Below are 12802 nucleotides of genomic sequence, written 5' to 3' on the forward strand. Positions count from 1 at the left end.
GCTGATCGAATGGCCGGTGCAGACAGCGTCGAAAAACTGGAGGATGTGATCGTCCGTTCGGCCGAGCAGGTCGCGGGCCAGATCAAGGCCGCCAAGGAAGCCGTGTCCACGGTCATTTTCGGCCAGGATCAGGTGATCGAAAACACCCTGGTGACGATCCTGTCCGGCGGCCACGCGCTCCTGATCGGCGTCCCCGGCCTCGCCAAGACCAAGCTGGTCGAAACGCTCGGCATCACGCTCGGGCTCGATGCCAAGCGCATCCAGTTCACGCCCGACCTGATGCCGTCCGACATTCTCGGCGCCGAAGTGCTCGACGAGAGCTCCGCCGGCAAGCGTTCGTTCCGCTTCATCTCGGGCCCAGTGTTCGCGCAGCTCCTGATGGCCGACGAGATCAACCGCGCCAGCCCGCGCACGCAGTCGGCGCTGCTGCAAGCCATGCAGGAGCAGCACATCACCATTGCCGGCGCGCGGCATGATCTGCCGAAGCCGTTCCACGTGCTCGCGACGCAGAACCCGCTCGAGCAGGAAGGCACCTATCCGCTGCCCGAAGCGCAGCTCGACCGCTTCCTGATGGAAATCGACGTCGACTATCCCGATCGCGATGCCGAACGGCGCATCCTGTTCGAAACCACCGGCGCCGAAGAGGCGACGGCCAAGCCGTCGATGGACGCGGAGACGCTGCTCACGGCGCAACGCCTGGTGCGCCGCCTGCCGGTCGGCGATTCCGTAGTCGAGGCGATCCTGACGCTGGTCCGCGCCGCGCGCCCCGGCACCGAAGGCGGCGAGGCCGGCAAGCTGATCGCCTGGGGACCCGGTCCCCGCGCCAGCCAGGCCTTGATGCTCGCGGTGCGCGCCCGCGCGCTGCTCGACGGAAGGCTCGCGCCGTCGATCGACGACGTGCTCGATCTCGCCGAGCCCGTGCTCAAGCACCGCATGGCGCTGACCTTCTCGGCGCGCGCCGAGGGCCGCACCATTCCCGACGTGATCAAGCAATTGAAGACGCGGATCGGTTGATGGCAGCAGACAACAGGCACCAGAACGAGGAGATCCTGGCGGTTCGACGTGCAGATGGCGAAAGCCGAACGCTCGCCGCATCGCTGCCGCGCCTGGTGCTTGAAGCACGCCGTGTCGCCGCCAACGTCATCCATGGCCTGCACGGCCGCCGCCGCGCCGGCTCGGGCGAGAATTTCTGGCAGTACCGCCGCTTCGTCTCCGGTGAGCCGTCGCAGCGCGTCGACTGGCGCCGCTCGGCCCGCGACGACCATCTCTATGTCCGCGAGCAGGAGTGGGAGGCCGCGCACACCGTGTGGATCTGGCCCGATCGCTCGCCCTCGATGGCCTTTGCCTCGCGTGAGGCACGCGACAGCAAGCTGGAGCGCGGACTGATCGTCGCCTTCGCGCTTGCCGAGTTGCTCGTTGCGGGCGGAGAACGCGTCGGCATTCCCGGCCTGATGAACCCGACCGCAAGCCTGAACGTGATCGACAAGATGGCGGAAGTGATGTTGCACGACGAGACGACGCGCGCGAGCCTGCCGCCGTCCTTCGTGCCCTCGTCGCTCGCCGAAATCGTCGTGCTGTCGGATTTCTGGTCGCCGATCACGGAGATCACGGCGATGCTGGCCGGGCTTTCCTCCTCCGGTGCGCACGGCACGATGATCCAGGTCGTCGATCCCGCTGAAGAGAGCTTCCCTTATTCCGGCCGCGTCGAATTCATCGAGCCCGAGGCCGGCAGCGCCATCACCGCGGGCCGCGCCGAGAGCTGGGCCAGCGACTATGTCGCCCGCGTCGCGCTGCATCGCGACGAGATCCGCAGCGAGACCAATCGGCTCGACTGGCTGTTCTCGACCCACACAACCAGCCGCTCTGCGGCCGAACTGCTGCTGTTCCTGCACGCCGGCATGATGGTGAGCAAGGGCGGCGGCCGCTCAACCGTCAAGGCGGGACGCAGCGCATGATCGCAGGCCTCCCCCTCTCCTTCGCCGAACCGTTACTGCTGCTGGGGCTGGTCAGCCTGCCGGTGCTGTGGTGGCTGCTGCGCGTGATGCCGCCGCGGCCGCGCCGGATCGAATTCCCGCCGACGCGGCTGCTGTTCGACATCGCGCCCAAGGAGGAGACGCCGTCGCGCACGCCGTGGTGGCTGACGCTGCTGCGGCTCGCCGCCGCCGCGCTGGTGATCTTCGCCGCCGCGGGGCCGATCTGGAATCCGCAGACCGGCATTGCCGCCGGCAAGCAGCCGCTGGTGATCCTGCTCGACGACGGCTGGAGCGCGGCCTCGAGCTGGGATGCACGGATCAAGGCGGCGGACGAGTTGATCACCAATGCCGACAGCGACCGCCGCGGCGTCGCGCTGGTGCCGCTGTCCGAGCCGACGCGCGACATCACGCTGATGCCGGCCGGCGCCGCGCGCGTCGCGTTGCGGCAGCTTGCGCCGAAGCCTTACTCGATCGACCGCGTCGAGACCCTCGCGACGCTCGAACGTTTCCTCAAATCGACCGGCGACTGCGACATCGCCTGGCTGTCCGACGGCGTCGACACCGGCCGCGGCAGCGAATTCACCGAAGGTCTCGGCAAGGTGATCGAGAGCCGCAACCTGACGATCTTTGCCGGCGGTCCACAATCCGCGCAGGCGCTGGTCGCCGCCGAGAACGCCGCCGCCAAGATGACGGTGAAGGTGCTGCGCACCGAGAACGGCATCGCGGCCGGAACCGTGCGCGCGGTCGACGCCAAGGGCTCACCGATCGGTGAGGCTCGCTATTCCTTCGGCCCGCAGGACCGCGAGACGGAGGCCACCTTCGACCTTCCGGTCGAATTGCGCAACGACATCTCGCGGCTCGAAATTGCCGGCGAACATTCCGCCGGCGCGGTGCAGCTGCTCGACCGGCGCTGGCGCCGCCGCGCCATCGGCGTGGTCTCGGGTGCGAGCAACGACACCGCCCAGCCGCTGCTGGCCTCGACCTTCTATCTCTCGCGCGCGCTGTCGCCGTTCGCCGATGTCAGGCTCGGCGACCGCGGCGCGCCGCAGCAGGTGATCGGGCAGTTCCTCGATCAGCGGCTGCCGATGATCGTGATGGCCGATGTCGGCACGCTGTCGCCGGAGATCCGCGACCGGCTCAATGCCTGGATCGAGCAAGGCGGCGTGCTGGTGCGCTTCGCGGGTCCTCGCCTCGCCCAGGCCGACGACGACCTCGTTCCCGTCAAGCTGCGCCGCGGCGGACGCACGCTCGGCGGCAGCTTGACCTGGGAGAAGCCGCAGCACATGGCCTCGTTCGCCGCCGACGGTCCGTTCGCGGGCCTCACCGTGCCGAAGGACATCACCGTGAGCCGCCAGGTGCTGGCCGAGCCCGACGCCGTGCTCGCGACCAAGAGTTGGGCCTCGCTCGAAGACGGCACGCCGCTCGTCACCGGCGAGCGTCGCGGCAAGGGCGTGGTCAGCCTGTTCCATGTCGGCGCCGACATGCGCTGGTCGGATCTGCCGATGTCCGGCACCTTCGTCGAGATGCTGCGGCGGGTGATCGACATGTCCGGCTACACCTCGAAGCCCGGCCCCGGCGTTGCCAGCGATCCCAATGCCGAGACGGTCGCGCCGCTGCGCACGCTCGACGGCTTCGGTGCCTTCGGCCCGCCGCCGTCGACCGCGAAGCCGATGTCGGCGGACTATCGCGACCGCGGCACCGCGGACCATCCGCCCGGCTTCTACGGCAGCGCCGAGAGCCCGATCGCGGTCAACACGCTCGCCTCCGCCGATCGTATCGCGCCGCTCGACACCTCCGGCCTGCGCGCGAAGCATGCGACCTACACCAACACCGAGCCGCGCGATCTGCGCGGCATCATGCTGTCGACGGCGCTGGCGCTGTTCCTGCTCGACGCGATCGTGGTGGCGATGCTCGGCGGCGGCCTCGCCGCGCTGATCCGGCGCCGCGCCGCGCCGGCGGTGCTTGCATTGGCCTTCCTGTTCGCGACGACGATGGCGCCCGCGCCGACCCGCGCGCAGAACAGCAGCAGCGACGACTTCGCCATCAAGTCGGTGTCGCAGACGCGGCTCGCCTATGTCGTGACCGGCAATGCCGACGTCGATTCCATCGTCAAGGCCGGGATGTCCGGACTGACGCTGTTCCTCGGGCAGCGCACCGCGCTGGAGGCCGGCGATCCCGTCGGGGTCGATCCGGCGCGCGACGAGCTGGCATTCTTCCCGCTGATCTACTGGCCGATCGTGCCGGGCGCGCCGAAGCCGCCGCAGGACGCCATCAACAAGATCGACGCCTACATGAAGCAGGGCGGCACCGTGCTGTTCGACACCCGCGACGCCGTCGAAGCGCCGCCCGGCGACAACGGCTCGTCGCAGACGCCGGGCATGCAGTCGCTGCGCGAATTGCTGTCGACCCTCGACGTGCCCGAGCTCGAGCCGGTGCCGCGCGAACACGTGCTCACCAAGACGTTCTATCTGCTGCGCGACTTCCCCGGCCGCTTCAACACAGGCCAGACCTGGGTCGAGGCGCTGCCGCGCGAGGACGACGAGGAGGCTGCACAGCGCCCGGCCCGCGGTGGCGACGGCGTCTCCCCGATCATCATCACCTCGAACGATCTTGCCGGCGCCTGGGCGATCCGTCCCGACGGCCAGCCGATGCTGCCGCTGACGCCGGGCGAGCCGCGCCAGCGCGAATTCGCTTTCCGCGCCGGCGTCAACATCGTGATGTACACGCTGACCGGTAACTACAAGGCCGACCAGGTGCACGCGCCTGCCCTGATCGAGCGGCTGGGACAATGATATGAACTACGGTATCGCGTTCACACCGCTGGTTCCTTCGATCGTGCTGTGGATCGCGCTCGGCGCGATCGTCGTCATCGCGGCACTGCTGTTGCTGTCGCGCGCGCGCGGCACCGCGGTGCGTGTCGCCGCGCTGGCGTTGATCCTGCTCGCGCTGGCCAACCCCTCCTTCACCCGCGAGGACCGCGAGCCGTTGACCTCGGTCGCCGCCGTCGTGGTCGACAAGAGCCCGAGCCAGAATTTCGGCACGCGCAACCAGGAGACCGACAAGGCACGGCAGGCGCTGGTCGACAGCCTGAAGCAGATCAAGGGCCTCGAGGTCCGCGTCGTCGAGGCCGGCCAGGCCGACGGTGAAACCGACGGCACCAAGCTGTTCGGCGCGCTGACCTCGGCGCTGTCGGACGTCCCGGTCGAACGCGTCGCCGGCGCGTTCATGATCACCGACGGCCGCGTCCATGATATTCCTGCCAACGCGCAGGCGCTCGGCTTCCAGGCGCCGTTGCACGCCCTGATCACGGGCCGCAAAGACGAGCGCGACCGCCGTATCGCGATCACGGCCGCGCCGCGCTTCGGCATCGTCGGCCAAACCCAGACCATTACTTTCCGGCTCGACGACCAGGGCGTCAGCGGCGAGCGCGCCAAGGTCACGATCCGCCGCGACGGCGAGGTGATCAACGAGCGCACGATGACATCAGGCCAGACCTCGAGCGTCGATATCGACATCAAGCATGCCGGCCCGAACATCGTCGAGATCGAGGCCTCGCCGCTCGAGAACGAGCTGACGCCGGTCAACAACCGCGCCGTGGTCGCAATCGACGGCGTGCGCGACAAGCTGCGTGTGCTACTGGTGTCCGGCGAGCCGCATTCCGGCGAGCGCACCTGGCGTAACCTGCTGAAGTCCGACCCCAGCGTCGATCTCGTCCACTTCACCATTCTGCGTCCGCCGGAGAAGCAGGACGGCACGCCGATCAACGAGCTGTCGCTGATCGCGTTTCCGACCCGCGAGCTGTTCCAGCAGAAGATCAACGAATTCCAGCTGATCATCTTCGATCGCTACGCCCGTCAGGGCGTGCTGCCGATCGCCTATTTCGACAACATCGCGCGCTATGTCCGCTCCGGTGGCGCGGTGCTGGTGTCGGCCGGCCCCGACTACGCCTCGACCACCAGCATCTGGCGCACGCCGCTGGATTCGGTGTTGCCGGCCGAGCCGGTCGGCGTCACCGAGAAGCCGTTCTACGCACATCTGAGCGATGCCGGTAAACGCCATCCGGTGACGCGCGGGCTGGAAGGCTCGAATGCCGAGCCGCCGCATTGGAGCCGATTCTTCCGCACCGTCGACACCCGCAACGCGATCAACCCGCCGGTGATGACCGGTGCCGACGGCAAGCCGCTGCTGCTGTTGTCGCGGTTCGGCGAAGGCCGCGTCGCGCTGCTGCTCTCAGACCAGATCTGGCTGTGGGCGCGCGGCTATGAAGGCGGCGGACCGCATCTTGATCTGTTGCGGCGGGTATCGCACTGGCTGATGAAGCAGCCCGACCTCGACGAAGAGGCACTGCGCATGCAGGTGCAGGGCAAGGACCTCATGGTGGTGCGCCAGACCATGGCCGACACCGTCGCACCGGTCACCGTGACGTCGCCGAGCGGCACCACGCATGAACTGGCGCTCACCGCCGGCGATCCCGGCGAGTGGCGCGCCACACTGCCCGCAAGCGAGCTCGGCCTGTGGCAAGCCACCGACGGCACGCTCAAGGCACTGATCAATGTCGGCCCAACCAATCCGAAGGAATTCTCGGAAGTCACCTCAACCACCGAGATGCTGAAGCCGCTGGCGCAGGCGACCGGCGGCGACGCACGGCGCATCGTCGACGGATCGAGCCTCGACATGCCGCGCATCGTGCCGGTGCGCGCCTCCTCGATCTTCCGTGGCGACGGCTGGCTCGGGGTCAAGATGCGCGACGCCAGCGTCGTCAAGGGCGTCGGCGTGCTGCCGATGTTCGCCGGCCTGGTCGGCCTCTTGCTGTTGCTCGGCGGGTTCGCGGCAACCTGGCTGCGCGAGGGACGCTGAGCCCGGCCGGGCTCACGTCTGCGTTGCGTCAAACACACACAGGCAACACGTCGATACAATATGTCTGAACGTTGGTTGACATCGCGCACTTCATCCGATGTTATAATGTAACATCGCTGGGGTGTTGACGCGCTCCCGACTGGGTGGGCGCTATCGGCATGAACTGGTTCCGGAGACGCATCAAGACTGGCTCACGGCTGGCGCTGTTCGCGCTCGCTGTCCAGTTCGTGCTGTCGTTCGGGCATTTCCACCCCATCGCGGCCGCGCAAGCCGCGCCCGCGGTGCAGAGCGGCCTGTCGCTGCTCGATCTCGCCTATATCGGGACCTCGGCGACGCCGGACCTCGCGGTCCAGGTCACCGGGACCGAGCCGCCCGCCAGGCACGACGACGGCCGGCATCCGGCCGACAATTGCGCGATCTGCGCCGTCATCTCGCTCGCGAGCAGCATGCTGTTCACGGCGCCGCCGGTGCTGTTACTGCCTGAAGCCGTCGAGCTTCTGTTCCGCACCACCAATGCCGAATTCATCCATCTGAAGTCGGCGCCTGCGGCCTTCCGCTCTCGCGCACCTCCCCTGTCCTGACATCGACTGATTGCTTCACGCCCTGAGCGGACGGCCGCGTCACAGTTGCGGCCCGCTCCCGCGGGGCAAATCGGGATTGATCCGTCGTTTCGACGGGATCTGGATCGGGACAATGACACTTCAGAAAAAACGAGCACTCCACATCGGGGGCGCGAGCTGGCTGCTGCTCGGCGCAATGAACGGCGCCGCGCTGGCCGACGACACGCCGACGCAACTCCCTGACATCACCGTGACGGCGCCAAGCCCGATCCAGCGGCACCGGGCCACACCAACGCGCACGCCGACCCGCGCGGTCCGGGCCGCTCCGAGCCACAACCGCGAACGCGCAACCGCGGAGCAACAGGCGTCCGCTGCAGCGGCGCCGGCGCCGCAACAGGGCGTGCTGCCTGTCGTCACCGACCAGTTCGCAACCGTCACCGTGATCCCCAACGAGGAACTGCGGCGCTCCGGCGGCGCCACGCTCGGTGATCTCCTGTTCTCCAAGCCCGGCATCACCGGTTCGAGCTTCGCGCCGGGCGCCTCGAGCCGGCCGATCATCCGCGGCCTCGACGTCAACCGCGTAGGCATCGTCGAGAACGGTCTCGGCGGCGGCGGCGCCTCGGATCTCGGCGAAGATCATTTCGTGCCGATCGATCCACTCTCGACCAACCAGGTCGAGGTGGTGCGCGGACCGGCCGCGCTGCGCTACGGCTCGACCTCGATCGGTGGCGTGGTCAGCGCGACCAACAACCGCATTCCCGATGCGATGCCGACTTGCGCGGCGGCGCCGTTCCAGAGCTACGGGCTGCCGGTGAAGGCGCCGCTGGCCGACGCAGGCTCGCCGGGTTGCCTCAATGTCGAGACCCGCACCTCGGTCAGTTCGGTCAACCGCGGCGTCGACGGTGGCATGCTGCTGGACGCGGGCGGCAACAATGTCGCCGTGCATGCCGACGTCTACGGTCGCACCACCAGCGACTACAGCATCCCGAGCTATCCGTATCTGTTCGCGCCGGGCCAGCCGTTTAATGGCCGCCAGCCGAACTCCGCGACGCAGTCCGACGGCGCCTCGGTCGGCGCCTCGTACTTCTTCCAGGGCGGCTTTATCGGCGCGGCGATCACCCAGAACGACTCGCTCTACCACATCCCCGGCATCGGCGGCGCCGATCACCAGACCCGGATCGACGCGCACCAGACCAAGATCGCCGTCAAGGGCGAGTACCGGCCCGATGCGGCGGCGATCGACGCCGTGCGGTTCTGGGTCGGCGCGACCGACTATCGCCACAACGAGATCGGCCTTGCCGATCCGACCGATCCATTGAGCGACGGCGTGCGCCAGACCTTCACCAACAAGGAGCAGGAGGCGCGCGTCGAGGTGCAGATGATGCCGTTCAACGCGCGCTTCGCCACCGTAACCACGGCATTCGGCCTGCAGGGTGGGCACCAGGAACTGACCGCCCCAAGTCCGGACGATCCGACCAGCCCGCTCAACGGATTATGGGACCCCAACAAGAACAACAGGGTCGCCGGCTACGTGTTCAACGAGCTGAAGTTCACCGACACCACCAAGGCACAGATTGCCGGGCGGATCGAACACGTCGATCTTTCCGGCACAACGCCGGCTTTCATTCCTCCCGTGTTCGACGTCGCCACCGATCCAGCAAGCATCGGTCCAGCGACACCGCAGAATCCGAATTTCACGCCCAAGAGCGGCAGCATCGGCTTGATCCAGAATCTGCCGTGGGATCTGGTAGCAAGCGCGACCGCCCAATACGTCGAACGCGCGCCGAAACCGGCCGAGCTCTTCTCGCGCGGTCCACACGATGCGACCAGCACGTTCGACATCGGCAATCCCAATCTCGGCATCGAAACCGCAAAATCGATCGAGATCGGACTACGGCGGGCGACCGGACCGCTGCGGTTCGAACTCACCGGCTACTATACCAAGTTCGACGGCTTCATATTCCGCCGGCTGACGGGGAACACGTGTGACGAGAGCGCGTGCCAGCTGGGCCCCGGCCTCGAACTGAACCAAGCGCGCTACTCGCAGCGCGACGCGATCTTCCGCGGCGCCGAGTTCCAGAGCCAGCTCGATATCGGCCCGCTCAACGGCGGCATCTGGGGCATCGAGAACCAGTTCGACGTGGTGCGCGCCACCTTCACCGACGGCACTAATGTGCCGCGGATTCCGCCGGTGCGGCTCGGCGGCGGCGTCTACTGGCGCGACAGCAACTGGTTCAGCCGCATCAATTTGGTGCACGCGTTCGCGCAGAACGACATCGCCGTGATCGGCGAGACGCCGACCGCAGGCTACAACCTCCTGAACGCGGAGGTCACCTACAACACCAAGCTCACTCAGTCATGGATCGGCGCGCGCGAGATGACGATTGGTCTGGTCGGCAACAATCTGCTCAACCAGAACATCCGCAACTCGGTCTCCTACACCAAGGACGAGGTGCTGATGGCGGGCCTCGGCGTGCGGGCCTTCGCCAATCTGAAGTTCTGAAACAAGCCTATCCCTCTGCCGCTTGCGGCAGAGGGATCACACCCTGACGTCCGCGCCGATCAGTGGCCGACGACGACTTCGCTGATTTGAATCACCGGCTGCTGATCGGTGTAGTTCGGAATATCGCCCATGATCTCCTGGGCGTGCTTGCCCATGGCGGCCCCGAAGGCCTCAACCGAGTCGCAGAAGATGTGGCACATGCCGACATAGGTTGCGGGCGTCCCCGGCGCGCCGCCGGCGAGCCCCTTGTCGACGGTGTAGTATTTGCAGGCGTCGCCGAGCCGCGCCTTCACCAGCGGCATGTGCTTGTCGCGATAATAGTCGTGATCAAAGCGTGCGCCTGGATTGTTCGGATACATCACACTGACCTTGATCATGGCGCGCACTCTCCCTGTTGATATGACATGCGCCGGTCTTGTCCCGGCGCTTGTCTCAACTGTGCTTTAGTTTCCGATAGCGCGCAACCGTTCCCGCGACATCAGCGGGAATGTCAGATCGCCTTGCTCCAGTCCGGCTGGATCGGCCCGGTCACGCCCTCGAAAGCGCCATCGACCAGTTCCATCACAAGCAGGCGACTGTAGTCGACGGGGCCCGGCATGGTCATGCGTCCCTTCGGGACCGGCTTGAAACCGACCCGCGCATAATACGGCTCGTCGCCGACCAGCACGATCAGCCGGTGGCCCTTGGCACGGGCGTCATTGATCGCACGCTCGAGCAGCGCGCGGCCGACGCCGCGGCTGCGGAACGGCGGCTCGACCGTCAACGGCCCGAGCATCAAGGCCGGCGTATCGCCGACGCAGACCGGCAGCTGGCGCACCGAGCCGACCAGCAGCGTGCCGATCCGCGCCGTGAACGAGACATCGAGCAGATGATCGACATGCTCGCGCAGCCGGTAGGCGCTGAGCGCAAAGCGGCCGGGACCGAAGGTGCGCTCGTGCAGGCGCTCGATCGCCTGGGCGTCTTTCGGGGTCTCGGGCAGGATGGTCAGGGACAATTCGGTCATTGTGGGGCGCGGAATAGCATCTGGCGCGGGCGCGGTCCATCACCACCACGTCGCCGTCGGCGACATCACCGCCACGTCGCCGGCGGCGGCTTGCCCTCGAGCACCTCCGCGATCCGCAACCGCGTACCGGGGGTGGTCTCGTCGGGCAGATCGGCCGGATCGAAGAAGCCGCAGGCCACGATCTCGCGATTCGGCTCCGGCAGGCGATCCTGCCGGTAGTTCCTGACGACATAGACCGCGACATGATCGCGCGGCGAGACGTGGCTGTTGTGGAAGATGCCGTGCAGCACCGGCTCGCCGGCGAGCTCGATCCGCCCCTCCTCCTCCAGCTCGCGCCGCAGCGACTCGATAAAACTTTCGCCGACCTCGACCCCGCCGCCGGGTAGATACCAGCCGTGGACGTAGCTGTGCTTGACCAGGAACACCTTGTTGTCGGCGTCGAGCACGACGGCGCGGACCCCGAGCGTCATGCTGCGGACCAGCCGCCAGTAGAAATGAAACACCCACCTGATCTGCGGCTCGAAGCGCTTGCGTAAATCCAGCAGGATCGTCACTGAACCCTCGACATCATGGTGATTGATCCGTGCTTTGATCCCCGCATTGATCCTTGCGCGGCTGCGCAGCTCTTGCCAATACAGGGCGAGACGTTCGGGATAGCACGACATGACCGGTTGCCGGCCACTTTTCGCGGACAATCCGAAGGGAATCGCCTGATGGCGGCGTTCCGCCTCGCGCATCTGTCGGATCCGCATCTGCCGCCGTTGCCGGCGACGCGGCTGCGCGATCTCGCCGGCAAGCGCGCCTTCGGCTATTTGAACTGGACGCGCAACCGTCACAAATATCATCGGCGCGACGTGCTCGACGCGCTGGTGTCGGACATGCAGGCGCAGCAACCGGACCACATCGCCGTGACTGGCGATCTCGTCAATCTGGCGCTGGATGCCGAGTTCAATCCGGCCCGGCAATGGCTGGAGGGCGTCGGCGATCCCACCGGTGTGACCGTGGTGCCCGGCAATCACGACGCCTATGTGCGCGCCACCCGGCATCGCTTCGTCAGCCACTTCGGCGACTATCTGCGCGGCGACGCCGATGGCGCGACGACGCATTTTCCGTTCGTGCGCCGCCGCGGCCCGGTGGCGCTGGTCGGCGTCTCCTCGGCAGTGCCGACGCCGCCGCTGATGGCAACCGGCTGGCTCGGCCACGCCCAGCTCGGCGCGTTGGATACGATCCTCGGACAGCTGTCACGGGAGGATGCCTTTCGCGTCCTGCTCGTGCATCACCCGCTGCACTCCGACGGACGCGCCAAGCGGCTGACCGATTCGCATCAGCTGCTGGCGCTGCTCAAGCGCCACGGCGTCGAGCTGGTGCTGCATGGCCACGACCACATTCATTCGACCATGTGGTTCGACGGCCCCGGGCAGAAAATTCCGGCGATCGGCGTGCCCTCAGCATCGGCGCTGGCGCGCAAGCACTATCCTGCGGCGGCCTACAATCTGTTCTCGATCGAGCGTGACGGAAACGGCTGGCGCTGCGAGCAGACCGTGCGCGGCCTCGGCAATCACGACGGCATTCGCGAGATCAAGCAAATACGGCTATCCTAGAGTCTTCTCCGTTCCGATTGAATCGGAACGGAGAGGGCCTTAGATTCTCGTTTGACGCATTTTCTTCACGCGAACCGGAATCCTTCGCTCGAAAATGCTTTAGTCCCCGCCCCCGCCGCCACAACCACCGCCGCAACTGCCACCGCTGTCGCCGCCGCCTCCACCGTCACCGCCTCCACCATCACCGCCGCCGTGACCACCACCATCGCCGCCATGGCTTCCATCGCTGCCGGCATCGCCGAAGCCCGCGGACGATCCGTCGATCGACGAGTCGGAGAAATCGCCGCCGCAATAGGGACTGCTGC

At 67.1% G+C, this 12802-nt stretch carries 11 protein-coding genes; 7 read left to right on the plus strand and 4 right to left on the minus strand.

Annotated features, from left to right (window positions below; translation table 11 throughout):
* Positions 1–9 precede the first annotated feature (9 nt).
* The 6 genes from FNJ47_RS22535 to FNJ47_RS22560 all read left to right on the plus strand — a co-directional run bounded on the left by FNJ47_RS22535 (position 10) and on the right by FNJ47_RS22560 (position 9893).
* Positions 10–1014 carry an AAA family ATPase gene (locus FNJ47_RS22535; RefSeq protein ID WP_163157003.1) on the plus strand — a complete coding sequence of 335 codons (1005 nt, stop codon included), beginning with the start codon at positions 10–12 and terminating at the stop codon, positions 1012–1014.
* A complete protein-coding gene (locus FNJ47_RS22540) occupies positions 1014–1955 on the plus strand; it encodes a DUF58 domain-containing protein (protein ID WP_163157005.1) in 942 nt (313 codons plus the stop codon). The genes FNJ47_RS22535 and FNJ47_RS22540 overlap by 1 nt, the downstream gene beginning before the upstream one ends.
* On the plus strand, positions 1955–4765 hold the full coding sequence (locus FNJ47_RS22545; RefSeq protein ID WP_163157025.1) for a DUF4159 domain-containing protein: 2811 nt from the start codon (positions 1955–1957) through the stop codon (positions 4763–4765). The genes FNJ47_RS22540 and FNJ47_RS22545 overlap by 1 nt, the downstream gene beginning before the upstream one ends.
* 1 nt (position 4766) lies before the next feature.
* Positions 4767–6830: a hypothetical protein gene (locus FNJ47_RS22550; RefSeq protein ID WP_163157007.1), complete on the plus strand. Its 2064-nt coding sequence runs from the start codon at positions 4767–4769 to the stop codon at positions 6828–6830.
* Positions 6831–6988: 158 nt separating this feature from the next.
* A complete protein-coding gene (locus tag FNJ47_RS22555; protein WP_165445815.1) occupies positions 6989–7411 on the plus strand; it encodes a DUF2946 family protein in 423 nt (140 codons plus the stop codon).
* A gap of 112 nt (positions 7412–7523) precedes the next feature.
* Positions 7524–9893, plus strand: a complete 2370-nt coding sequence (locus FNJ47_RS22560) for a TonB-dependent receptor (protein ID WP_163157011.1) — start codon at positions 7524–7526, stop codon at positions 9891–9893.
* Positions 9894–9952: 59 nt separating this feature from the next.
* On the opposite strand, the gene FNJ47_RS22565 is transcribed toward FNJ47_RS22560, so the two are convergent.
* The 3 genes from FNJ47_RS22565 to FNJ47_RS22575 form a co-directional block, all read right to left on the minus strand.
* On the minus strand, positions 9953–10270 hold the full coding sequence (locus FNJ47_RS22565; RefSeq protein ID WP_163157013.1) for an EthD family reductase: 318 nt from the start codon (positions 10268–10270) through the stop codon (positions 9953–9955).
* 113 nt (positions 10271–10383) lie between these two features.
* Entirely contained in the window at positions 10384–10896 is a 513-nt protein-coding gene (locus FNJ47_RS22570) for a GNAT family N-acetyltransferase (protein ID WP_163157015.1), read from the minus strand.
* 65 nt (positions 10897–10961) lie between these two features.
* Complete coding sequence (locus FNJ47_RS22575) at positions 10962–11450, minus strand: NUDIX domain-containing protein (RefSeq protein ID WP_163157017.1); 489 nt, start codon at positions 11448–11450, stop codon at positions 10962–10964.
* A 159-nt stretch (positions 11451–11609) separates the two neighbouring features.
* On the opposite strand from FNJ47_RS22575, the gene FNJ47_RS22580 reads away from it, so the two are divergent.
* Entirely contained in the window at positions 11610–12497 is an 888-nt protein-coding gene (locus tag FNJ47_RS22580) for a metallophosphoesterase family protein (protein ID WP_163157019.1), read from the plus strand.
* A 65-nt stretch (positions 12498–12562) separates the two neighbouring features.
* On the opposite strand, the gene FNJ47_RS22585 is transcribed toward FNJ47_RS22580, so the two are convergent.
* Positions 12563–12802: hypothetical protein (locus FNJ47_RS22585; protein WP_206685340.1), on the minus strand; the 240-nt coding region annotated here is incomplete at its 5' end.

The sequence above is a fragment of the Bradyrhizobium uaiense genome (assembly GCF_010811875.1).
Classification (GTDB): Bacteria; Pseudomonadota; Alphaproteobacteria; order Rhizobiales; family Xanthobacteraceae; genus Bradyrhizobium; species Bradyrhizobium uaiense.